This is a genomic window from Lysinibacillus sp. G1-3, from assembly GCF_056322905.1.
Map to the genome: position 1 here is coordinate 26123 of NZ_JBWHYQ010000008.1, position 24837 is coordinate 50959.

The 24837-nt window shown below is 35.0% G+C and carries 22 protein-coding genes and 1 other annotated feature; of the genes, 14 read left to right on the forward strand and 8 right to left on the reverse strand.

What is annotated here, in order from left to right; translation table 11 throughout:
* Positions 1 to 2 precede the first annotated feature (2 nt).
* Positions 3 to 1358, reverse strand: coding sequence for a DNA methyltransferase (locus ACVYAD_RS09610; protein WP_476426073.1), 1356 nt, complete (start codon positions 1356 to 1358; stop codon positions 3 to 5).
* A 492-nt stretch (positions 1359 to 1850) separates the two neighbouring features.
* Between ACVYAD_RS09610 and ACVYAD_RS09615 the strand changes: the two genes are divergently transcribed.
* From ACVYAD_RS09615 to ACVYAD_RS09640, 6 genes are all read left to right on the forward strand, one after another.
* Positions 1851 to 2099 (forward strand): LapA family protein, encoded by a 249-nt coding sequence (locus tag ACVYAD_RS09615; RefSeq protein WP_476426075.1) that lies wholly within the window; start codon positions 1851 to 1853, stop codon positions 2097 to 2099.
* 252 nt (positions 2100 to 2351) lie between these two features.
* Positions 2352 to 3713, forward strand: coding sequence for a TraB/GumN family protein (locus ACVYAD_RS09620; RefSeq protein ID WP_349659491.1), 1362 nt, complete (start codon positions 2352 to 2354; stop codon positions 3711 to 3713).
* Between the two features lie 408 nt (positions 3714 to 4121).
* On the forward strand, positions 4122 to 4358 hold the full coding sequence (locus ACVYAD_RS09625) for a small acid-soluble spore protein Tlp (protein WP_476426077.1): 237 nt from the start codon (positions 4122 to 4124) through the stop codon (positions 4356 to 4358).
* A gap of 816 nt (positions 4359 to 5174) precedes the next feature.
* Positions 5175 to 5708: an RNA polymerase sigma factor gene (locus ACVYAD_RS09630; protein WP_476426079.1), complete on the forward strand. Its 534-nt coding sequence runs from the start codon at positions 5175 to 5177 to the stop codon at positions 5706 to 5708.
* Complete coding sequence (locus tag ACVYAD_RS09635; protein ID WP_476426081.1) at positions 5695 to 7314, forward strand: DUF4179 domain-containing protein; 1620 nt, start codon at positions 5695 to 5697, stop codon at positions 7312 to 7314. Before ACVYAD_RS09630 ends, ACVYAD_RS09635 begins: the two co-directional genes overlap by 14 nt.
* A gap of 625 nt (positions 7315 to 7939) precedes the next feature.
* Positions 7940 to 9379, forward strand: coding sequence for an MDR family MFS transporter (locus ACVYAD_RS09640; protein ID WP_476426083.1), 1440 nt, complete (start codon positions 7940 to 7942; stop codon positions 9377 to 9379).
* A gap of 75 nt (positions 9380 to 9454) precedes the next feature.
* On the opposite strand, the gene ACVYAD_RS09645 is transcribed toward ACVYAD_RS09640, so the two are convergent.
* Positions 9455 to 9832, reverse strand: coding sequence for a winged helix-turn-helix transcriptional regulator (locus ACVYAD_RS09645; RefSeq protein ID WP_476426085.1), 378 nt, complete (start codon positions 9830 to 9832; stop codon positions 9455 to 9457).
* Positions 9833 to 9955: 123 nt separating this feature from the next.
* Here ACVYAD_RS09645 and ACVYAD_RS09650 point away from each other — a divergent pair, with 123 nt between their 5' ends.
* Complete coding sequence (locus tag ACVYAD_RS09650; protein WP_476426087.1) at positions 9956 to 10582, forward strand: nitroreductase family protein; 627 nt, start codon at positions 9956 to 9958, stop codon at positions 10580 to 10582.
* Positions 10583 to 10733: 151 nt separating this feature from the next.
* Positions 10734 to 10975: a binding site (T-box leader), on the forward strand.
* Positions 10976 to 11206: 231 nt separating this feature from the next.
* Positions 11207 to 11521: a hypothetical protein gene (locus ACVYAD_RS09655; protein ID WP_476426088.1), complete on the forward strand. Its 315-nt coding sequence runs from the start codon at positions 11207 to 11209 to the stop codon at positions 11519 to 11521.
* A 115-nt stretch (positions 11522 to 11636) separates the two neighbouring features.
* Here the strand turns inward: ACVYAD_RS09655 and ACVYAD_RS09660 are convergent, their stop codons facing one another.
* From ACVYAD_RS09660 to ACVYAD_RS09675, 4 genes are all read right to left on the reverse strand, one after another.
* On the reverse strand, positions 11637 to 12578 hold the full coding sequence (locus ACVYAD_RS09660; RefSeq protein ID WP_349659483.1) for an ABC transporter substrate-binding protein: 942 nt from the start codon (positions 12576 to 12578) through the stop codon (positions 11637 to 11639).
* A gap of 139 nt (positions 12579 to 12717) precedes the next feature.
* Positions 12718 to 13530 carry an ABC transporter ATP-binding protein gene (locus tag ACVYAD_RS09665; RefSeq protein ID WP_476426090.1) on the reverse strand — a complete coding sequence of 271 codons (813 nt, stop codon included), beginning with the start codon at positions 13528 to 13530 and terminating at the stop codon, positions 12718 to 12720.
* Between the two features lie 15 nt (positions 13531 to 13545).
* The gene (locus ACVYAD_RS09670) at positions 13546 to 14562 is read right to left on the reverse strand and encodes a FecCD family ABC transporter permease (protein ID WP_476426091.1); all 1017 of its coding nucleotides are present in this window, start codon (positions 14560 to 14562) and stop codon (positions 13546 to 13548) included.
* Positions 14559 to 15614 (reverse strand): FecCD family ABC transporter permease, encoded by a 1056-nt coding sequence (locus tag ACVYAD_RS09675; RefSeq protein ID WP_349659480.1) that lies wholly within the window; start codon positions 15612 to 15614, stop codon positions 14559 to 14561. The genes ACVYAD_RS09670 and ACVYAD_RS09675 overlap by 4 nt, the downstream gene beginning before the upstream one ends.
* 721 nt (positions 15615 to 16335) lie before the next feature.
* Here ACVYAD_RS09675 and ACVYAD_RS09680 point away from each other — a divergent pair.
* Entirely contained in the window at positions 16336 to 18108 is a 1773-nt protein-coding gene (locus ACVYAD_RS09680; RefSeq protein ID WP_476426093.1) for an oleate hydratase, read from the forward strand.
* A gap of 49 nt (positions 18109 to 18157) precedes the next feature.
* On the opposite strand, the gene ACVYAD_RS09685 is transcribed toward ACVYAD_RS09680, so the two are convergent.
* A complete protein-coding gene (locus tag ACVYAD_RS09685; protein WP_349659478.1) occupies positions 18158 to 19822 on the reverse strand; it encodes a methyl-accepting chemotaxis protein in 1665 nt (554 codons plus the stop codon).
* Positions 19823 to 20344: 522 nt separating this feature from the next.
* Here ACVYAD_RS09685 and ACVYAD_RS09690 point away from each other — a divergent pair.
* The 3 genes from ACVYAD_RS09690 (at position 20345) to ACVYAD_RS09700 (ending at position 22498) form a co-directional block, all read left to right on the forward strand.
* On the forward strand, positions 20345 to 20920 hold the full coding sequence (locus ACVYAD_RS09690; protein ID WP_476426095.1) for a GNAT family N-acetyltransferase: 576 nt from the start codon (positions 20345 to 20347) through the stop codon (positions 20918 to 20920).
* A gap of 40 nt (positions 20921 to 20960) precedes the next feature.
* Entirely contained in the window at positions 20961 to 21464 is a 504-nt protein-coding gene (locus ACVYAD_RS09695) for a GNAT family N-acetyltransferase (RefSeq protein ID WP_349659476.1), read from the forward strand.
* Positions 21465 to 21547: 83 nt separating this feature from the next.
* Positions 21548 to 22498: an alpha/beta hydrolase gene (locus tag ACVYAD_RS09700; protein ID WP_476426096.1), complete on the forward strand. Its 951-nt coding sequence runs from the start codon at positions 21548 to 21550 to the stop codon at positions 22496 to 22498.
* Between the two features lie 66 nt (positions 22499 to 22564).
* Here the strand turns inward: ACVYAD_RS09700 and ACVYAD_RS09705 are convergent, their stop codons facing one another.
* On the reverse strand, positions 22565 to 23134 hold the full coding sequence (locus ACVYAD_RS09705) for a TetR/AcrR family transcriptional regulator (protein ID WP_476426098.1): 570 nt from the start codon (positions 23132 to 23134) through the stop codon (positions 22565 to 22567).
* A gap of 170 nt (positions 23135 to 23304) precedes the next feature.
* On the opposite strand from ACVYAD_RS09705, the gene ACVYAD_RS09710 reads away from it, so the two are divergent.
* Together ACVYAD_RS09710 and ACVYAD_RS09715 are read left to right on the forward strand one after the other, a co-directional pair.
* Positions 23305 to 23865, forward strand: coding sequence for an NADPH-dependent FMN reductase (locus tag ACVYAD_RS09710; protein WP_476426100.1), 561 nt, complete (start codon positions 23305 to 23307; stop codon positions 23863 to 23865).
* A gap of 23 nt (positions 23866 to 23888) precedes the next feature.
* Complete coding sequence (locus ACVYAD_RS09715; RefSeq protein ID WP_476426102.1) at positions 23889 to 24827, forward strand: DsbA family protein; 939 nt, start codon at positions 23889 to 23891, stop codon at positions 24825 to 24827.
* Positions 24828 to 24837 lie beyond the last annotated feature (10 nt).

Sequence of the window (24837 nt, forward strand, 5' to 3'; positions counted from 1 at the left end):
TGTTATATATTTTTTCTGAAGATGAGAATTATTTCATTATTCATTGATTCAACAGGATTAGCATTAACTCTCGAAATTTTCTGTGGAATCTTTTTATTAATAATTCTTCTGTCGAAATTATGGATAAGGTTAAATTCATTTTCCAATAGCTCTCGAATTATATTGTCAAATGGAACTTCAATATTATGGACTTTCCGATTACCAACAACTAATACCATATACCCATCTCTTTTTAAAAACTTACTCAATTCATTCAAAGTGAGTTTAAAATCAATAATGAATGAGGCTACTTTTCTGGCCTTTTCTATTTGTCCTAAACGGAGTAAATAATTATAGAAATTGTTTAGATGTGCAGATTCTTCTAATATTCCGGATGCTTCGATAATTTCAACTTTAGCATTTTTACCGCCTAAACTAGCTGTATCAATAGAATTAAAATTATTTAGCAATGACATATCTAAGATGCTTTTTTTAATACCATCTTTTATCCAATGTAAAGGGAGTATTGAGAATTGCCCGTATGTAACAGTTGTATGATTATCACCATATGGAGGTGATGTTACAATCAGGTCAATTTCTCCCTCATTGATTTTTAATTTTTGACTTAAACTTTTTGAATCTCCACAAGATAACTTAACTTTTTTATTTTGACTAGAAGAATTACATATTTTTGCTTCTCGAATTTCGTGTATAAAACTTTCATAGTTCATAATATTTTTTGTGAGTTTATCAAAATAAAGCTCAATTACATCAACTTGATAGTTTTCTATTACATCTTCAGGTTTTATGTGTAGTTTGAATGTCGATGATTGAGAGTTCTTTGTTTGAGTAATAATGTCAGCCAAAGTAACTAAGAAAAACTCTTTAACTTCTTGATTGTTAATCTTCATGATTTCTTCTCTTAATTTAGATAAAGAGGATATTATATCTGGCTTAAACCATTTATCAATTTTTTCGAAATAATATTCACTATTACAAATATCGATGTTCTCAATACGTGTTTCGAGATTTTCTAATTCACGTTTTAAAGTTTTAATTGGAATATACTTTAATTTCGATTTACACAAATAATATGCTAATGGATTGATATCATTTCCATATACAGTGAGGTTATTTCTCAATCCCTCAATTAAAACTGTTCCAGATCCCATAAACGGATCCAAGATGTTTTTAGCACCAGTAGATTCTACAAGGATTTTGATTAATTCCCGCTGCATCTCAGGAACCATTGTTGCAGGATATCTCATCAAGGTATGAATACCACTTTTTTTAGTTGCCGACTTAAAATCCCAATATTGGTGATTCGAGCTTTTTCTATTTTCTATAGCTTCAATTATTTTGCGGTCAACTGCATTCATGAAAATCACCACCTTTTTAAATTATATATCAATAAAGAGTAATATTCCAGGTATTTAAAAAATCTCGAGAATAATACTCAGGTCTTTAGACACTTTATTATTTAGAAAATGATCAAACTTTTTTATAAAAATAATCTCATGTCTTAAATGAAATCCACATATTTTAATCAAACTTTTTTCAAAATGTGCGAGTTTCTTCTATTATAAAATCAATGTCTGCAGCAAACTTTTAATTAAACTTTATTCCAAACCAACATCTTCTTGTTAGCATATAATAAAGTCATTTAAAGTAATTATTTAAATATCCGTGCAATTCGCATCCGTTCGCTTGTAATAAGAAGTGAGCGGATGTTTTTTATTTTGGATGTTTCATGGTAATAAAGACAGAGTTGTTAAGGCTATACCCCTACCGTGAAATAGTGATTGTCCCAAGCTATTCCAGATTTTATAATAGTAATTATAGAATGTAGATAGCAATGAAAGAGGTGGCATATGAAAAAGCAGTGGAACTTAATATTAGCAATATTTGTAGTCTTAATTATCGCGGTATTTTCAGTTATAAATGTTGACAAGGTAACGGTAAATTATTTATTTGGTAAAGCTGAGTGGCCATTGATCCTCGTTATTATTGGGTCAGTCTTATTGGGAGCCCTATTAGTTGGATTAATTAGTATGATGAAAATTTATCAACTTCAAAGAGCTTTGAAAAAGGCAGGTGGTGAAATGGATCAACATTCTTAAATGTTGAGCTATTCACTAAGAGTCCGATTGTAAAACTACACTTAGAATTAAACGATTATATTATTTTACATCAAAAATTAAACAACTTTATTTTAATCCCGTCCTAAAAATCAGGACGGTTTTTTGTATTTGAGGTTAGAAAATAGATTAATACAAAATTATAATTATTCTCATATTTAACATAAAATAGTTAACAATTATATGGTAATATATTCATAGAATAATAATAAGTACAAAGGGAGAGAAGATAATATGATGAAAAAAATACTGAAACGCACGAGTGCTGCGTTGCTTGGCGCTTCATTGATGCTAACAACGGTGGTGCCAGTGATCCATGCGAAGGAGCAGTCACCGCCCCTATCACCATCGATAAGTAATCCGGTTATTGAAACCTTAGTCGAAGGTGAAAAATACGGAATTTACCCAACTACATGGTATGATAAAGACTTCCATAAAGAAATTTCTGTGGACAAGGTAAATGAACTGCTGGCATTAACAGAAAAGAAAATTGCCTCACTGGGCTTAGCGGAAAATAAAAAGTATAAGCCAGTGAACGTGAAGAACGATAACACACGCGGTGATATTGTGAATCGCTTGTATAATATCGTCGCACGCTATGATTTACCTGTCGGCACGGATGCCATTAAATTTATGAAAGATCATAACATATTACAAGGTTATTCAAACGAACTGCACTTAGAGCAAAAGGCAACGACGCAGCAGGCTGTTCTACTAGCTTCTCGATTGATTAAGATTACCTATGAACTTGCAGAGCAAGGAGCGAAGGGGGTAGCCTGGGTAGTAGAGGATGAGGATACGACTGTGTATTTACTAGGCTCCATTCACCTAGGTACACCTGACTTATATCCATTCGATCAAAAACTAGTGAAGGCGTTCGATAAAGCGGATGCGCTATTAGTAGAGGCAAATATTCTGGATACGAAAGGTCTTGATTATTATGCGAAAAAGGCAATGTATTCAGATGGCACAACACTGAAAGATGCTGTTGCGCCAGAAACATATGCGAAACTTGAAAAAGTAGCAAAGCTATATAATCTCCCGATGGAACAACTGACATTGCAAAAGCCTTGGACGCTGTCAAGCACCTTAGCAATGCTGTCAACAGATAATTCATTTGGTATGACGCCACAAGAAATGGCGATGCACGGTATTGATATGTACTTTTTATTAAATGCAGATCTGCAGAAAAAGCCAGTAATTGAATTAGAGGGTATGAAAGCTCAAGTTGATATGTTTGACGCGTTATCACCAGAAGCACAGGAGCAGTCTTTAGTCGCTGTGTTGGATAGCATAATCAATCCATCTGAAGAAAATCAATCTAAAGTTCTCCAAGAGTGGTTTACAAGCTGGAAGCAGGGTAACGTTGAAGAATTTGCAAAAAGCTTCCAATCGATGGAAGGCGGGACGTCAGAGTACAATGAAATGCTATTTGGTGTACGAGATGAACAAATGGCAAAGAAAATTATGAATGTACTTGAAGAGAAAAAAGGTACGTATTTTGTTGTTGTTGGTTCAGGTCACTTTTTAGGTGAGAAAAGCATTCGCTATCATTTGGAGAAAGACGGGTACAAAGTGAAGCCATTTTATCAATAAAGAAAAACTAAAGAGCATGGGGATTAAGGGTAAGTTGTACCTTAATTTAGTTAAAAAGCCTTTAAGGGATCTATTTCCTTAAGGGCTTTTTTTCTCCTCACATAGCAAGAAACTGTCAGCCTTTCTCCAGTGCTTGTCGTGCTAAAAGGGTGAAAGCACTTTTCTTAGTAAAAATTAGTGTACATATAAACATAAAAAAAATACAAACTAATTTTAACTTCTTGCAATGGATGGCCCAAATACTTGTTGCAAGAAGTTAAAGCTTCCGGCGGATGTAATGGAATCGGAAAGGCGTTCTTTATGCTAACACAGAGCCGATTCTGGACGCATTGTTTATCTGTGCGAAAGCGAAGCGTCAGCAATAATTATGCCGAGGCATATTGATTGTAAAAATTTTAGGAGGTTACCATGGCTAATTCTAGACACTCAAAACCAGATGATAGATCCAATAACGTGGAACGAATTCGTGATATCGTTAAGAACACTGAAGAAAAACTCCATGAAGCGGAGATTAGTTTGGAATTTGCAGACCCTATGCAAAGTGAAATGATTAAAGAAAAAAATAAGCGACGTCAAAAGTCAATTGAAGCATTAAAAGAAGAAATGCAAGATGAAATGGCAGCACGTAAAAATGGAGAAGTGTAGAATTGGTGATTTAGGAAGAAGAACTACCTTTTCTCCAACTTGAAAGTACTTCCTAATAAAAGCAGATGGTTTAGAAGTTCTATAATGGACCTCTATATCACCGTCTGCTTTTATTATGAGGTTGTAAATGACTTATTATATCCCTTTTTAGAACATGGACTTCAACACAAATTGGATGACTTCTTCAATTGTGGATTTACGTATTTAAAGAGCTTATACAAGGAATGGGCTCTGGGGACTTTTCGGAAGAAGATTACCACATTAGATTTTTATGTAGCTAAAAATATTTAGTGGATTAGTATGTCAGAAAAAATACATATATGCAGGCTAACATCTGATTTATCATATTTAAAATAGCTGAAATTTGAACTCCGCGCTTTGACATTGTTTCAAAATGCGGGGTTTCTTTAGGAGAAACCTTCTATTGTAGCTACCTTAGTAGTGAAAAACAAAGTATGAAAAAGTAATTAAATATAATTAAAGAATACTATTACTAATAAAGATGAACCTTTCCCACGGGTCATTTGTTTATAAAGTATAACGCAATGAAAGGAGTGCCTTGGATTGACAGAGCGTGAACTACGATTCTTGTAACAAGGATGAATACCCTACATGTTATTACATGCTGCGGAACGCACAAGATGGGGTTTCTACAGGATAAAAGCTTTCTCTTCTGTTGTAGCTGTCATAGTAATGAATAATAAAGTATGAAAAAGTAATTAAGTGTAATTAAAGAATAAAATTACTAAAAAAGATGAACCTTTTCCAATAGTCATTTGTTTATAAAGTATAACGCAAAGAAAGGAGTGCCTTGGATTGACAGAGCGTGAATTATTCGATTCTTATAACAAGGATGTATACCGCACATGTTATTACATGTTGCGAAACGCACAAGATGCGGAAGATCTCTGCCATGACGTATTTATCACCGTTTTTCGTCAGGATTGGAAAAACGTTGAGCATACGCGTGCCTGGATTATGCGCATCGCAATGAACCATTGCTTAAACTTGCTAAAACGGAATCAGACTCAGCGGGATAAACAGGGTCAGGTTCAATGGCTTCATGAGCAGGCCACATTTTCAATTAAATCCGTAGACACCGTTGTATTAGAAAAAACAGCTCAGGAAGAATGGGAGGAACTACTGAAGCAACTACCAGACAAATTGATGGCAGTTGTTACCCTCCGCTATATCGGTGAGCTATCGATGGTAGAGATCGCTGAAACCCTGCAGATTCCTGTGGGTACAGTGAAGTCGAGACTCCATAAGGCATTGAAAATCATGCGCAAAAAGCTTGAACAAAAAAACAACTTATGGTTGAAGGGAGAGAACCAATTTGGAACGCATTGAAAACAAGGTTAAAAACCAAATGAAGGCATCAAATAACGTGGATTACCCTGACTTTGATCAGATGTGGAGCAGTATTCAGCAGGACGAGCTAAAGGTTGCTGGGGGTGAACCAGTTGTGCTCCGTCCTCGAAAGCGAAAGCGCTTTGCATTGGTGGCGGGGCTATCTGTAGCTTTGATGGCTACACCAGTTTATGCAGCTCTGAATTATGACTGGTCCAGCATGCTTTCGCATAGGGAAGGTATTCAGTCCGCATTAGAGCAGGGCTTAGGTCAAACGATTGAGCAATCCGTTACAAAGGATGGTGTTACGTTAACCGTACATACGGCCTTTGTAGACGAGAACAGAACTTTCCTGCTGTATAGTTTGAAACCTGAAACATCCAAGGATGTAAAGGACATAGATTTTGAAGTGATTGGACTAAAAGATTCGAAGGGCAACTTTATTGAAGGAAATTATGGACAACACAAGTGGGACGAGAAGCTTGGTGTATTCCAGGGGTATTTTGAGACGGACTGGGTTGCCGAAGGGCAGATGAATGATGTTGAGTTTATCATGGAGAATATTCAATTGATTGGCAATAAGAAGCAGTCCATCAGCTATAATCCTAATGACTCTACTACGCAAGTGTTCCCAATTCAAAAGGATGGTATGGACAGTGTGACCTTGCAGTCTTTTGAACAAGCTGAAGGTAAAGTTCTCCTAAAATCAGACGTTACGCTTACGGATCCTGGAATGCAGAAAAGATGGATATATTTCGAGGCCATCGATGACGCGGATAAATCTGTTAAAAAAGCGGAAGGGTCACCTATATTCCTAGAAGGGGGAGCAAATGAGGGTCAAATATTTAAGTCTGACACCTTACGTGAAGAAGGAACTAAATTCCAACTTTCTTATGATCACATACTTGAAACAAAAGAAAGTACTTGGAGCATAAATATGAATCTTTCCAAAAAACAGTTGGAAAATGGATCATTTAAGCAAGTGCTAGATATTCCTATGGGCGATGTTCCTAACACGAAAATCCATGAAATGAAGGTTACACCAACCCAAGTTAGTTTGAAAATTACTCAAGAAGACTACTACACTCTTCCTTTTGGAGAGTATCAGCTAGATGTAGGTGGAACTCTGTTAAAAGGGGGGTATTCTACTATGGGTAAAGGACAAGATCTACGCTTTGAAGTGAAAGGGCTAGATGTAGCTTCTCTGGCTAATCAGCCTATAACCCTCGTTGCGAAGCACCGTATCGATGGTTTTTACGGAGACGAGAACGACAAACCAATCCATTTGACTGACATATCAGAAAAACATCAAACTACAACGTCTAGCATTGCGGGGTATCCAATCTCATGGACTTATTATTTGAAGGACAATAACCTCTATGTGGAAACCTTGAGCTCAGACCCGACGTTTGATGGGGTCGATCGAACTTATTATTTGGACGGTAAAGAACAGATCTTAGGGGAACCGGAATCTTATGATGAAAGTAATAAATCTATGCACGTTTATGAAAATTTCGACAAGAAAGAGCTAGATATTTACATTTATAGTTATGGCATCAATAAGCCAAACGAAGAGCTTCGTATTCCACTTAAGTCTGGAAAATGACCTGCATTATGAATATCAGAAAGCCTAGTGAGAATTTAACAGAACTTAAAGAGAAACATTTTTAATTGAAAATCTAACTCCTACTATAGATAGCCCTATTCAATATAACTAAATGAAATAAAGTAAAAGCCCAATTTCTCTATATTAATTTGCAGAGAAGTTGGGCCTTTTAATTAAAGTAACAAGCTCTTTTTAAATGAGATACTATAACGCTCCTTTATTCTACTTTCTCAATTTACAACTTTATTATCTCTGCACATCGATCACCTCTTTAGATTTTCTTTGAGGTGGTTTTTTTATGGATATTTGTGTTAAAATTGATGGTTGTCTCGTGAATTATAGAATAAGCAATTATCAAGAAGGTTAATAAATAACTTTTCATTTTTATTAACGAGGGCGATTGTTCGATTAGATTGATCGCCTTCGTGCTAACCGGGGCAGATTAGTTGAAGTACATAATGTTGATGAGGGAGAAATTAACGGGGTCTAACGATAATTGTTTTATTGATATCCGTTTCAATGATGGAGATATTAAATTTGACGTTTTAGAAGATACATAGTTTATAATAAAAAAACTTAGCTATATATGAGGTTATTTAACTAGATGGAAGTGAAAGGGAAAAATATGAGAAAAAAAGTTATTTTATCATTAATGTTAATGACATTTCTTTCTGCTGTAGAAGGAACAATTATTAGTACAGCAATCCCCCGTATAACGAATGATTTGTCAGGTGTCGAACTTGTTAGTTGGGTTTATGCAATTTATATGCTTGCCACAGCTGTTTCGACTCCAATCTACGGGAAACTGGCTGATTTATTCGGTCGTAAAAAAGTTTTACTGATCGGAGCTACAATATTTTTAGTTGGCTCTGCACTTTGCGGTATCGTTACATCGATGGAACAGCTCATCGTCTTTCGTGCCCTTCAAGGTCTAGGCGCAGGCGCTATTATGCCAATAACAATGACAATCATTGGTGACTTATATAGCGAAGTGAAAGACCGTGCAAAAGCACAAGGGTGGATTAGTGCTGTTTGGGGTATCTCTGGTGTGATCGGACCATTAGTTGGCGGATTTTTAGTCGATTCCCTTTCTTGGCGCTATATCTTCTTCTTAAACGTTCCATTTGGAATTATCGCTTGCATAATGATTGTCATTTATTATAAAGAATCTATTAAGCCTGCTAAGCATCATATCGACTATCTTGGTGCAACAGTCTTCTCTTTAAGTACAATCGCTCTACTATACGCGTTATTAACAGGTAGCAGTCAGCAAAACTGGGGGGACATGACAATTGTTGGTCTCTTAATCTTTGCAGCTGTTGCATTCATTATTTTCTTATGCATTGAGAAAAAATCTCCGGAACCATTAATTCCGCTAGCACTTTTCTCTAACCGTACATTATCTATTATTAATATACTTACACTTATTTCGGGTGCAATGATTATTAGTATTACAATGTATCTTCCGATTTGGAGCCAAGGTGTATTAGGAAAAAACGCGACAGACGCTGGACTCATTTTAATGCCACTACCTGTAATGTGGACATTTGGCACTATTCTTTCAGGTAAATTAGTAGGTAGCTTAAATACGAAACAAATCATTCTACTTGGAGCTAGCGTTCTTTCGGTTGCTGCCTTTTCATTATTTACATTGTCGACAGATTCACCAGCATTCCTAATTTATGTTGCAGTTGGACTATTCGGCTTAGGGATGGGACTCATTACACCTATCTATATGGTAACAATTCAAGCAGCTGTTCCAAATCATACGCGCGGGACGGCAATTGGCTTAAACACATTTATCAATACGTTTAGTCAAACATTAGGAGCTGCAGTTTTCGGGGCGATGTTCAATACGATGATTCATGCACGTGGTATTAAAAATCTTGATCTTGTAACTTCTGGTGGACATGAAGGAACTACAACAAACGTAGTAACCGAATCGCAAGAAGCATTAGCTTCAAGTGTGCATTTTATTTATATGGGAACTTTTATATTAGCACTAGGAACTTTAGTAATTGTTTGGTTCTTATTAAAGCCAACCACACAAACTAGGGAGCAATAAAAAAAGAGGACAAAGCTTGTCCTCTTTTTTATATGTATATTCTAGTAACTTCATATTGTTTTCGATTTTGTTTACTTACTTCATAGAGTGGGGACCATCAGGTGAAGTTTGATCACAATTGATTTGTTGTTCTTTATCTATACCGTTAATAGTTGCATACTGATTACCCCATGCACACATTGTATTTAATACTGGTATAAATGATCTTCCTAAATCCGTTAAGCTGTATTCTACTTTTGGTGGTACCTCTTTAAAAATTTCTCTTCGTACAAGTCCATCTCTTTCTAACTGTTTTAATTGATCCGTTAAGACTTTTTGTGTAATTCCAGGTAATAAATCATAAAACTCTTTTGTCCTTACTGATTTTTGGCTCAAGAAAAAGAGTATTAAACATTTCCATTTTCCACCTGCGATATTCATAAAAATGTTGATTCCAGTATTATAGTTAACCATGTGCTTTCACCCCTAAATAGGCACTTAAAAGTGGCTATACCACATTTTTGTGCGTTATTTTCTTATTTATTATTGCTTACTATAATTAAAGGTGCAATAAATAAAAATTTCGGAGTTGATACAATGAGTGTAAAAAATATTTTGGAAAAAAGACGTTCAGTTAGACATTATGATTCAAGCTATATCATAAGTTCAGAAATTCTAACGTCATTAGTTGAAAGTGCAAGTAAGTCACCTAATGGGAATAATATTCAAGCTACTCGATACTTAATTATTGATGATCCGGATTTAAGAAATTTATTAATGCCTATAGCTTTTAATCAACAACAAGTGACAGAAGCTTCAACTTTAATTGTTATGTTGGGTGATTATCAGGCATTTGACAAAGATAATATTATTAAGATACATGAAGAAGGCTTTCAAGCGGGCTATTTTGATGCATCGCTAAGAGATTATTTAGCGAATGCGGCAATAAATTATTATGAAAATAAATCAAAAGAAGATTTAAAACTAGAGTTAACTAGAGATGTAAGTCTTGCGTCAATGTCATTAATTTTGTTAGCAAATGAAGCTGGTTTTGACACTATTACTATGTCAGGCTATGATTCTAAGGAATTAAAAGATATCTTAAATATTTCTGAAAGGTATTTAGATGTTATGCTTATAGCCATTGGTAAAGGTACTAAAGCCGGCCATAAGACCGTAAGGCATAATGTTAGTAAGGTAATGTATAGAAACAACATAATTTAGTGTTCTTATGGTCATTGCTGAGGGACTATGTGAATTAAAAGCTTGCAAAAATAATATCAATTTAATTTATTGACAATTCAAATAAAAACACTATAATAATTATCAAGGTTTGCATAACGAAAAATTGTTGTTAACAATTTGGAGTATAAGAGTAAAAGTGTTGAAGAGAACTAGTAGTTTTAATGGAACTTACAGAAAGTAGCCGGTCGATGAGAGGCGCAAGGAAAGTTAAAATGAATTCATCTTGGAGCTGCGTACCGAACTTTAGTAGGCTACGACGGGTTTGCATCCGTAATCAATGCAAAGGTATCGCATTTAGCCGTACCTATGGAGAAGAGTTATGTGAGTAGCTCTTAAATTAAGGTGGTAACACGTTCATAACACGTCCTTTAGGTATATTCCTAAAGGGCGTTTTTTTTATCTTCATTCAGCAGAAGCGGGTGGTTAGATGAATGCGATGTGATTCCTTTTCAGTAGGTGTCCTAACGCCTATATAGAGGGATCCAATCTAAGAATTTATCTGTAGCGAAAGCAAAGTGTCAGCTACAATTACGCCAAGGCGAAATTGATTTTTACTCTTATAGAACTTGCAATATTAATTCAATATTGAAGGAGTTGTATTGTATGTTTTTAAAACTGGAAGAACAATTAGAGATGATTGAAAATGGTGAAGGGAGGATCGTTAATGGAGGAGAGGTTATGCCTACTAACATCCCCACACTGTTAATTGAGATAGGGAAAGAATCGGTACTAGATATTATTCCAGCATTGATTGCTGAAGGATATATTAAAAGTAAAAGTGAATTTATGCGATTAATGAAACAAAAGGGTGTTTCTTTAAATGGGGAAAAACTTGAAGAAGATGATACTGACATAATATTAATGAATGATGAGATTTTGCAAATTGGGAAGAAAAGATTAATACGATTTATAAAATAAGGGACTAGGTTGAACTATTCGACAATCGATAACTAAACGACTATTTCATTATCCTTAAGCAAAGTTGTTATTAAAAAAATCACCTTCTATATTACGAAGGTGATTCTCATTTTTATTATTTCCCTAAAACAAATTCAGCAATTTCGTCTAAAATCATTTCTTTACCAAGAGGGAAGTATCCTTTATTGACTGCATCATTTTTAATAATAAATACGTGGTTGTTCTTAACGGCGTTCATGTTTTTCCAAATTGTTTCTTCTTGGAATTCTTTCAAGCGTTCAGAACCGTCACCTGTTGTAAATACGAATAGGTAATCTGGATTGTAGTCAATTAAAGCTTCTTTTTGTACTTGTACTAATGCTTCATCCATTGGTGTACCTGGAACTGCTGGTAATTTTAAATCTTTAAATAGTACGCTACCGTAACCATAGTCACCGTATACACGGAATGCATTTGGATATGCAGCCATTTTCATGAATTTTGCATCACCAGTTTTAGCAACGATTTTGTCGTGTAACTTGCTTGCTTTTTCGTCATACTGTTTGAACCATTCTTCTGTCTCTTTTTCCTTATCGAAGATTTTTCCTAACTCCTCGAACTTCGGACGCCATTGATCTAATGGAGTTTTTAACATAACAGTCGGTGCAATTTTAGATAGTTGATCATAGATTTTTTCTTGACGATCATTGATAAGAATTAAATCTGGTTTTGCAGCAGCCACTGCTTCGATATTAATTTTGTCACCCCATGCTGAGCCGACTGGTTTTACATCTTTTAATTGATCTGCAATATGTGGATCAATCTCTTCTTGAGACGTATTTGCAGTAATGATTGGTTTCATGCCAAAGATTAATAATTCTTCTGTTGAACCACTAAGGTCAGCAATTTTCTTTGGATTAGCAGGGATTTTAATTTCCCCTTTAGCGTGTTCTACCGTACGCTCTTCTGCTTTTGCGTCGGTCTTTTCTTCTTCTTTCTTATCTGAAGAACAAGCTGCAAATAGTATAGATGTAACAACTAATACCATTGCTAGTAACGATAGTTTAAATTTCTTCATATTTTTGTTCCTCCCGGATAATTTGTCTACGACCCATTTCATTCTAATGGGTGTTCAGCCTCTCAGGCTAAGTGAGGAGCTCAGCACCCATTAGAATGCTTCCTCTCTATCTATTTAAGAGAGAAAGAGGGATTTCCTATTATGCTTTTTCTAGCTCTATATTATTAACTAACGTTAAATCGTAAGTTAAACAAATAGGCTTACTGTTTACAGGACATGAAACGATTAGTGCTTCAATTTCAAACACATTTCGAAGTGTTTCACTTGTCATTACTTCATCTGGAGTTCCTTGATGCATCAGTTTACCAGCTTTTAAAGCAACCATATGATCAGAAAAACGAGAAGCATGGTTTAAATCATGAATGACCATAACGATTGTACGGCCTTCTTCCTGATTTAATTTTTTCAATAACTTTAATATTTCTAACTGGTGAGCCATATCTAAGTAAGTTGTCGGCTCATCTAAAACAAGTAAGTCCGTTCCTTGGGCAAGCGCCATCGCAATCCAAACTCGTTGGCGTTGGCCACCTGATAAAGCTTCTGCTGAACGGTTTGCAAATTCTGTCATCCCTGTCACTTCAAGTGCCCAGTGAATATAGCGATAATCTTCTTCCTTCAGCGTTCCAAATCCATTTTGGTGTGGAAAACGACCATATGAAACAAGCTCAAACACAGTAAGACCTGTCGGCACTTCTGCAGTCTGCGGTAAAATTGCCATTTTCTTTGCAATTTCTTTCGTTGACTGTTTCTCAATTGCTTTTCCATCAAGATAAACAGACCCGCGTTTTGCCTTTAAAATGCGAGAAGCTGCTTTTAACAATGTAGATTTCCCACATCCATTTGGTCCAATAATCGTTGTAATCTTTCCTTCGGGGATCTCCACTGATAGTCCATCTATAATTAATCCTTCATTATAGCCAACGGATATCGAATCAACTGCTAAAGTTACCATTAAAAAAGACTCCTTTTATTTTGTCTTCATAAGTAAATAAATAAAATAGGGTGCACCAATAATAGAAATAACAAAACCGACTGGTATTTCTGAGGTTGTTAGTACACTTCTTGAAATTAAATCTGCAAATAGTAATAGAAGCGTGCCGATTAATGCTGCTGTCGGTAACATAATTTGATATTTCCCCCCAACAAGGCGTCTTGCCAAATGGGGTGCCATTAATCCGATAAATCCAATTCCACCAGCAACAGCTACCGATGCACCGGCCAAGCAAACAGCGATAAATAATAACTTACGTCTTTCTTTCTCTATATTTAGACCAAGGCCAACCGCTGCTGCATCTCCTAAATTCATGACATTCAATACATGTGCCTTGCAAAATGCAAATGGTATAAATATGAGCATCCAAGGAAGTGCACTTAATACAAATTTCCAATCCGTTCCCCATAAACTCCCTGCCAACCAAATAGTTGCAAAACGAAAATCATTTGAGGTCATTTTCATCGAGAAGATTAAACTAACAGCACCGAATCCTGCTGCCACTGCAATACCGACAAGAATTAAACGAGTGGATGAAACACCGTTCTTCCAAGCTAGAGTATAAATAATAACCGCTGCTAATAATGCACCAACTAACGCAAATAACGGAAGAATGAATACAGATAGTAGCGTACCGGTTCCAACTTTCCCGAAGAAAAAATAGACGAAAACTACAACTGTTAATCCGGCACCAGCATTTATACCGATGATGCCTGGGTCAGCAAGTGGATTTCGAGATAAACCTTGCATGATAGCCCCTGATATCGCTAGCGCTGAACCAACTAAAATCGCGATAACCATTCGAGGCATACGAAACTCGAATAATATGACAGATTGATCTTCGGCCCCTAACCCAATTAACGATTTCAATACATCTATTGGTGGTATTTTAAATGTTCCTGTATTTAAGCTAATTAAAAATACCGATACAATTAGGCCAGCTAAAATAGCTAAAACTGAAATATTCTTTGTTGTTAAGATACGTTGCCTCATATTTTTCCTCTCCCTTCATTACGAGCTAAATAAAGGAAGAATGGAACACCAATTAAAGCAGTAATTGCACCAATTGGCGTTTCAAATGGAGGGTTGATCACCCTCGATAACATATCTGCACATTCTATTAATAACCCACCTAGTACTGCTGAACATGGAATGACCCATCTATAATCGGATCCGACAAGAAAACGCGTCATATGTGGGATAACAAGCCCAACAAATCCGACAGAGCCTGCCATAGATACAGCTGATCCCGTTAAAACAAGCACAAGTACAGTACCAATAAATTTAATGAAGGTTGTATTTTGCCCAAGTCCAATTGCAATTTCTTCACCGAAACTTAAAATAGTAATGTATCTTGACAATAAAATTGCAATAACAAGACAAAGTAGTCCAATTGGTAGGAGCATTTCAATACTTACCCATTTCACACCTGAAACGCCTCCTGCATTCCACATACTTACTTCTTGAGCAAGATTGAAATAAAGTGCGATACTAGACGAAATGGCCCCAAGCAGTGCACTAATAGCTGCACCAGCTAACGCTAATTTAACAGGTGTTAGCCCTCCTGGTGAGAACGAACCAACACCATATACAATACTTGCACCAAATGCAGCACCAATAAATGAAGCAATAACAAACATTATGTATGGGGAATTAGGGAAAAATGCATATGTAATGGCAATTCCAAATACCGCACCATCTGTAATCCCCATTAAAGAAGGTGAGGCAAGAGGGTTACGTGTCATACCTTGCATAATTGCTCCAGATACCGCTAGAAACGCACCAGCGACCACTCCTCCAATTGCTCTTGGAATGCGAAGCTCCCAAATGACATTATGATGTGTATTTGAATCATCAAACTGAAAAACAGCTTGCCAAACAGTCTTTAAGCTAATATCTGCTGCTCCAAATGAAATGGACGTGCTCATACTTAAAGCTAATAAAATCGTACCTGCTATTAAAATAATAGAAGCAATAAGCGGTCTGCTCTTAATCTTTTTCGTATTCTTTTCTTGTTGGTCTATGCTCCTTACGCTTGCTTCCATTCGTTAACCATCCTAACTAACAACATATATTCTTTTGAATGAGATTTATTCTCAATCAGTAATAAAAAAATATAGTTTTCATCTTAATTGATAATGATTCTCATAATCACTCGTTCTATTCTACATACCGTCCTTTTAGGTGTCAAACATTATTTTTTAAAATATATTAATTTTGTTTATTTTTATACGTTTAAAAATTCGTTTACAGCGCTTACATTAAGTGGTTTATCAAAAAGAGTGGAGGCTATAAAATTATTCTAAGAATAATAAATTCGCATAGAAGTTTAAATAGTTTTATAAAAGGTAGATTTTACAAATTTGAATAAAACGGATTGAATTAAAAAGTTGAATTACTATTTTTTTGTTTTCTTACTATAGTAATTATAAGAGGCAGCAATTGAAAGGTTGTGTACTTTAACTACTTAGGACAGTCTTATGCTTAGTAGTATAGAAGGAGATCATTCAATAAATCCAAGTTCCTTAAAGTTGAACCGCTACAATGACAATCTAATTTTAGGTGTTGCATAAAATCCTTTATTTAAAAGACATTGATAAACAATTTATAAAAATGCAATGAATTGTTATGTCAAATAATAGGGTATATGTATATGTAATGTTTAACATCAAAATTGAATTTTTTGTTAATTTCTCTCTCATTTTACCATTATCATGCAAATTGGTGGTATGCTATATCACAATAATAGTTTATGGAGGCGGTATTATGTATTACAGTAATGGTAATTATGAGGCTTTCGCACGTCCTAAAAAACCTGATGGTGTTGATGAGAAGTCAGCGTATCTTGTTGGTTCGGGGCTAGCTTCACTGTCAGCCGCATGTTTTTTAATTCGTGATGGTCAAATGAAGGGAGAGAATATTCATATTCTCGAAGAGCTAGATATCTCAGGAGGTAGCCTTGATGGTATTCTAAATCCGACAAGAGGTTTTATTATCCGTGGTGGTCGGGAAATGGAAGATCATTTTGAGTGCTTATGGGATTTATTCCGTTCAATCCCATCTTTAGAAGTAGAAAACGCTTCTGTTTTAGATGAATTTTATTGGTTAAACAAAGAGGATCCTAACTATTCTAAATGTAGATTGATTGAAAATAGAGGGCAAAGACTTGAGGATGATGGCAAGTTTACATTATCTGATAAATCTTCTGAAGAAATGATTAAATTATTCTTTACTCCTGAAGAGAAGTTAGAGGATGTAAAAATTACAGATGTTTTCTCTGAAGAGTTCTTTGAATCAAACTTCTGGCTATATTGGTCAACGATGTTTGCGTTTGAAAAATGGCATTCAGCAATGGAAATGCGTCGTTATATTATGCGTTTCATTCACCATGTTGGGGGTCTACCTGATTTATCAGCTTTAAAATTCACAAAATATAACCAGTACGAATCGTTAGTACTGCCTATGATTAAGTATTTAGAAAGCCATAATGTTGATTTCCAATTTAATACTGTTGTAGAGAATGTTTTAGTTGATAAAGTGGGAGACAAAAAAGTAGCTCATACTTTAGTGTTAAAACAAAATGGTGTGAAAAAGAATATTGAGTTAACAGAAAATGAATTAGTGTTTGTTACAAATGGCAGTATTACGGAGAGTACAACTTATGGTGACAATAATACGCCAGCTCCTATAAGCACTGATTTAGGCGGAAGCTGGTCACTTTGGAAAAACATTGCTTCTCAAGATTCTGAGTTTGGTAGACCAGAAAAATTCTGTGATGATCTTCCAGAAGAAAGTTGGTTTGTTTCAGCAACACTAACTACATTGGATGCTAAAGTTGCTCCATATATTGAAAAGATAAGTAAAAGAGATCCGTATGCAGGCAAGGTAGTAACTGGTGGTATTGTAACAGCTACAGATTCTAATTGGATGCTAAGCTATACATTAAACCGACAACCTCATTTTAAAGATCAACCAAAAGATCAATTAGTAGTTTGGATTTATGGTTTACTATCTAATAAACCTGGTGATTTTATTAAAAAGAGTATCACTGAATGTTCTGGAAGTGAGATAGCGCAAGAGTGGTTGTATCATATGGGTGTACCTGTAGACGAAATACCGGATTTAGCGCAAAATTCTTGTAATACAATTCCGTGTTACATGCCTTATATAACATCTTACTTCATGCCTAGAGCAATGGGAGATCGTCCTTTAGTTGTCCCTAAAGGATCTACTAACTTAGCCTTCATTGGTAACTTTAGTGAAACAGAAAGAGACACAGTATTCACAACTGAATATTCAGTAAGAACAGCAATGGAAGCTGTTTATCAATTGTTAGATATTGATCGAGGCGTTCCAGAAGTATTTGGATCTACTTATGATATTCGTACTTTGTTAGCTTCAACTGCTCGCTTACTAGATGGTAAAAAGTTAACAGATGTAGATGCGCCGTTTATGTTAAAACAAATAGGTAAATTTGGTATTCATAAAGTAAAAGACACTATTATCTATGATTTACTTAAAGACAGTAAATTGATATAAAAATATATGCTAAAAAAGCTGATTCAATTATGAATCAGCTTTTTTTACATTAAATAGTGAATTTTTTCATTTCATCTCTTAAAGCATCAGCAATAGCATTTAGATCTTTAGCTTTTTCTGAAACGGTCTCGATGCTTTTAAGCTGTTCATTTGCGGAAGCGGAAACTTGTTCTGTTCCAGCAGAGGTTTCTACGGCAGAAGCAGATATGCTTTGTACGGCACTAATGATTTGCTCCTTGCGTTCATCCATCTCATGAGATAAATGTTTCACCTCTTGTGCCACTTCATTCGTTTGATCTAGAGCTGTCTTTATTGTATTAAAGATCTCACTAGTATCCTTTGTAGCTTTTGCATTTTGTTCGACAATGCTAAGGCTCGTATTAATTTCCTGCACAGCACTTTTAGAAATATCCTGAATTGCAGAGATTTTATTCTTAATATCTTCAGTAGCATTAGATGTCTGTTCCGATAACTTTCGAATTTCATCAGCAACAACTGCGAAACCTTTACCTGCTTCACCAACGCGAGCTGACTCTATGGATGCGTTTAGAGCTAATAAATTAGTTTGAGTTGCGATATCTGTGATTGTATTAACGATACTTGATATATCAGATGAAGTTTTATCTACTTCTTGAACGATGTTACTTACCTGTTGTGAAGATTCACGATTTTTCTCTGACCAAACAGAGAGTTGGTTAACAGTTTCTACACCTTCATTACTTAAATGATCAATATCCTCTGTCATGGAAGCAATCTTCTCTGTGTGCTCAATAACACGATCAATATTTCCGGATAGTTGATTTAATTGTTCTGCACTTTTTTCTGTATCATGAGCCTGTTCCTCTGTAGCTTTTGCCATCTCATTAATGGCTGAACTAATTTCATCAGTCGTACGTACCGTATCTTCAGCTATTTGAATAAGAATCTTTGAAGAATCTGATAGCTCGGAGCTAGTTTTATGTATATTGACGGTAACATCCTTTAATGCAGAGCGCATGCCAGAGATGCCTTTTGCCATAAGACCAATTTCATCTTGATGATGCAATAGCTTCTCCAATTCTTGATTTTCGGTAAAGTCTAGGCTAGTAGTTTGATGAATGATATTTTCAAGGTTCTTAATGGAGGTAACAATGCGACCGATAATCCACCACATTAAAGCACCTATAATGATAAAACTCGCTATGCCTGTAATAATCTGATAGCTTAGTACAGAGTTTGTAATAGATTGAATACCGCTTTCAGGCACCCCGATATCAATTACTCCATAAAGCTCGCCATCTTTATAGATAGGCTCCATGATGTCATATGTCCATATACCTTGAACTTCGGCATACCATCTAGTAAATTGTTTTTTTCCTTGTTTAGCACCATCGATTGTGTATGCATCCTCATAAGTTTTTCCTAATTTCTCTTTATCACTATGCGCCACTGCTTTTACATTGGAATCAATGACGATAGCATAAGTCACATTCTCTTGCTTTGCTTTTAACTCCACAAAATCCTGTAAAGACTGGATGGGGTCACTCTCGGAATTTAATATAGTTTCAGCTTGCTTGGCGATTTCATAGACCTGTTCATTAGCTTTCTCAATTAAAACTTCTTTACTGTTTTTGCCAACAATCCATACACCTAATACGGAATTAATGACAGATGACAATAACAACAAACCTAATGTAAAAAACAATAATCGTCGCTTAATGCTTTTGTTTTTCATATAGTTCCCCCTCTGAGTTTTAAGAACTTTATACCTAAAAAAACTCAAATTTTAAGTATAGTATTATGTAATAAAACAGGAATGTCAATAATAGATTGAGAGACTTGCTACTTAGTTTGTAACAAAGTGAGGTATAAAAGTCCTTTTGATTTTCGACAATTTTATGAAGCTTTGAACAGATCGAAAATACCTATTTTGGAGAGTGAACAGTTAGAGTAATAAAATATACATTCATGTTGGCCCAAAGCCTCCGGCGGCTGTCGCGGAATCGGACACGGTTACTTTAGGTAAAAAATATTATTTGTCTTCAAAGAGTATTTAAAGAATTGTACTAAAAGAGAAAAGAAGAAGAATAGAATAGAATTAGCCAGTGTGGTTTTTGACCACATTGGCTTATTTTCTTTTAGGAAATATATATAAGGTTTTTTCAGTCAATCTAGGCGGGGTATAATTTAATTAGCTTCTTTAGAACTTTCATCTTTAGTTTATTTTGATATTCATTCAAACAAAGGGGAGAAAAAAATGAACTTTACCGAACTATTAGGAACTTCTTTTCCAACAGTACAAACTGAACGCATAAAATTAAGAAAGTTGAAGTTGGAGGATGCTCCTGCCTTATTCAATTATTATTCAAATGAAAATGTATATCGTTATCTTAATTGGAACGGACCAGAGACTTTAGAAAGAAGTTATGAAGTAATTCATTTTTGGAACGAAGGTTATGATAAAGGTTGGATTATTCGTTTTGCTATTACTAACAAAGAAACGGATGAAGTTATTGGCACTATTTTTTTGAGTGAATTTGCAGGCAAACGAGCTGAAATGGGCTATGAATTATCTGAAGAATATTGGCATCGTGGTATTATGTCTGAAGCTGTTAAAGAAGTATTATCAATAGGATTTAATCAGTTAGGTTTAGTCAGAATACAGGCTATTGTCACGGAAGAAAATATAGCATCAAAGAAGTTATTGTCGAAATTCAACTTTAAAGAAGAAGGCTGCTTAAGACAGTTTGAATGCCATAGTGTTACAGGAGAATGCAAAGATATGTTGATTTATAGTTTGTTGAATATAGAGTTTTCGAAGAAGAATATATAAGTTATATGGTAGTTTTTAAGAACTAAGGGGGGGAGTTATCTTGGAAATATCAATTAATAGCTTAAAAGAACGTGATGCAGAAGAATTATTTCAGTTTGAAACGGATAATAGACTATTTTTTGAACAAATGGTACCTAGTCGTGGAGAAGATTATTATAGGTTTGAAGCGTTTAAAATAAAACATAGAGAACTTTTAGCTGAACAAGAAGAAGAGAAATCGAAATTCTACTTAATAAAGGATAACTCAGGCAATATTGTTGGAAGAATTAATTTAGTAGATATTGATACAGCGAACAATATAGCAGAGGTTGGTTATAGAGTAGGTGAAGAATATGGCGGGAAGGGGATAGGGGCAAAAGCCTTAAAACTACTTTTAGAAACAGAAATAAGTGTTAAAAAGATTAAAGCAAAAACAACAACAAATAATATTGCATCTCAAAAGGTTCTCGAAAAAAACGGTTTTAAACAAGTGTGTATAAGTGGTGATGAGTTCGAAATGAATGGCCAAAAGGAACGGTTTATCGATTACTTGTTGGAACTCTAAAAGCTATACAAATGTTGTTGGCGGAAATTATTAATTTGTTTTTGATGAATAGTGAAAATTTTGTGAGGGGTGGCTGAAAGACAGTGTTTAAACGAATCTTAATACTTTTTTCAATCATTACAGTGATACTTTTGGTGATCATTGCGACAAGTTATATTAGTCATCAAAACCAATTATCAAAGGAAGATCAATTATTTACGCCAACAGGGAAAATGGTAGAAGTGAATGGTCATAAGATGCATGTGTACATAGAAGGAGATGGAGAAGATACGCTTGTATTTATGTCTGGAGGAGGCACTAGCTCACCTGTTTTAGATTTTAAATCACTATATTCATTGTTAAGCGATAAATATAAAATTGTTGTCGTTGAAAAGGCAGGCTATGGATTTAGTGACATTTCAGATACTGACCGTGATATGGATACTATATTACAAGAAACAAGAGAAGCTCTATTAAAATCAAGCGTTAAAGGACCGTATATTTTATTTCCTCATTCTATGTCCGGTATTGAAGCATTGTATTGGGCACAGGTCTACCCGAATGAAGTAAAGGCAATTATAGGATTGGATATGGCCGTTCCTGCTGCATATAAAGAATATGATATAAATATGCCTCTAGTTCATTTAAGTGCCTTTGCTGCAAATATTGGTTTTACTAGATGGATTTCGGGTCTGTCTGAAAGTGATGCTATAAAATATGGGACTTTAACGGATGAGGAAAAAGAATTGTATAAAGTGATTTTTTACCGCAGAACGGCAACTAAAAATATGGTAAATGAAGTTCAGCGTATTAAAGGAAATGCTGAAAAGGTAGGAGCGGCTGGGATCCCAAATGTTCCTATGCTTTTATTCTCATCAAACGGTCAAGGGACAGGTTGGAATGAAGATGAGTGGAATGAATTTCAAAAGGAGTTCATCAATAAGCATAAAGACGGCACATTAATAAAATTGGATTGCTCACACTATATTCATGATATTGAATTTAAGCGAATAGCGGACGAATCAGAAAAATATATAGAGAGTTTAAATCGTTAAATCTGCAGAGCATGTTTTGAACAATCCTTTCAAAACATGCTCTGCTTTTATGTGATATGGAAACTCCTAGTTTTTAAAATCTAAAGTAATCCCGGATAATATATAAGGAATTGACAATTTAATAAAATCCTCCGGGGATGTATTCATACTATTTTTTCTCCATTCCACAGAAGCACCGTAAATTCCCCAGCTTAGTATGACAGCGGTAGTTTTTAGTGCCGCATCCTCTTTCATATTATGTTGTTTTAATAACATCTTGTAAAATACGATTTCAAGATGCTCCCTAATAATACGGGAAATGGTATCTTCGTATCCTCTATGGCAACGATTAGATAAAGATTTTTGAAAGTTTGTTATGGCTGTAAAAATACGAATAATTGATTCTTCATTAAGATTACTTTTTTCGAAAATACTATTATTTAAATCAACTAATAATACTTCTGATAATACTTTTTCCAATAGATCATATATATCCTGAAAGTGATAATAGAATGTTGCGCGATTAATCATAGCCTCTGTCGTAATATCTTTCACAGTAATATCCTTAAATTCTTTTTGACCTGAAAGTTCAATAAAAGAATCCATAATTAATTTGCGAGTACGAAGAAAACGAGGGTCAGTCTTTGATTGAGTCATTTTTTTGTATCACTCCCTACTTTTTAAACAATTTCTTTGATGTGTTGTATATACGACAAATCTAAAGAACTATTGGTACAGATGATCTTCAGTATTTACTAAAATACGATTATAAAGCAAATATGCTTATTTATAAATGATAAAGCAATGTTTCTTAAGGAGGATTAATTATGATTAATATCGGTATTGTTACTGGGAGTACAAGAGAGGCAAGAGTGAATTTACAAGTGGCAGAGTGGGTGAAATCGATCGCCTCTAAAATGACAGATGCTAAATTTGAGTTGGTTGACATTAAGGATTACAATCTGCCGAGATACAATGAATCTATCCCTGCTATTATGTCGCAAGATTATCAAACTCCTGAAGCGAAAGCTTGGTCTAAAAAAATTAGCGAATTTGATGGGTTTGTATTTATCACTCCCGAATATAACAGAGGCATTACATCTGGATTAAAAGATGCTATCGATTATCTGTATGTAGAATGGAATAATAAAGCAGCGGGTATTGTAAGCTATGGTTCTTCTGGAGGCGTTACTGCAGCTCAACAATTAAGGTTGATTCTAACAGTTCCACAAATTGCAACTGTAGGAACACAGCCATCACTGAATCTCTTTACTGATTTTGAGGAGATGAGAGTATTCAAACCAGCAGCGTTTCATCAAGAGACAGTTCAATCTATGTTAAATCAAGTCGTAGCATGGTCCGGTGCTTTAAGAACAATTAGAAATTAATTTTTAAAATTATTGATATTAAAATGAAAGTGGTGAGTATTGTGACGAATAATAATAATTTAATTTGCGATTTAGAAACTGGTGTATGTGGTGTTTCAGAAGATAACGAAATGCAGGTGGTTGATTTCAATCAAAAAAGGAAATCGATTGATTTATATTATGTGACAGATCCAATCTGCTCGCATTGTTGGGCTTTAGAGCCAGTTCTTCGTCGTTTTGTAGAGCAGTATGGTCATTATGTCAATTTCCATACTTTAATGGGTGGTTTGCTAGAAAAATGGAATGGCTTTGCTGATGTATCTAATGGTATATCAAGTCCATCAGATGTGGCTGGACACTGGCGAGAGGTTGGCGATCATAGTCGTATGCCGATTGATGGTACGCTTTGGTTTGAAAATCCCATTCAATCATCTTATCCTCCTTCTAGAGTCTTTAAAGTGATTCAAAAGCAAGGTGGGGATTTAGCAAATGTGTTTTTGCGCCGTGCAAGAGAAGCTGTATTCGTATTTAATCAAAATATTGCAGAGAAATCGGTATTAATTGAAATCGTGAATAATCTTGGTCTTAATGGAGAAAAAGTTGTAAAAGAAGCTGAACTTTCGATTGGACAGCAATTATTAAATGAAGATTTTGAGCTAGCTTCAAAACTAGGCGTTAGAGGATTTCCAACGATTATCATGTTGAACGAAGAAAATAAAGGTGTGAAAATTGTCGGTAGCCGAACGTTAGAATCCTATATTGCTGGGCTAAAACAAGTTCTTCATTTAGATGAACTACAGCCAAAATCACAACCAGCACTTTTTAGTTTACTTGAGAAAGAAAAGCTTCTTTTTTCGAAAGAGATTGAAGTTATGTATGATATTGAGCAAAAGGACATTCACAAATTTGTGGAGAACGAGCTTTCACCAACTGATTATGATGCGAAAGAAATACTTGGTGAAACTTATTTTGTAAATAAATAAAAAAGTCATT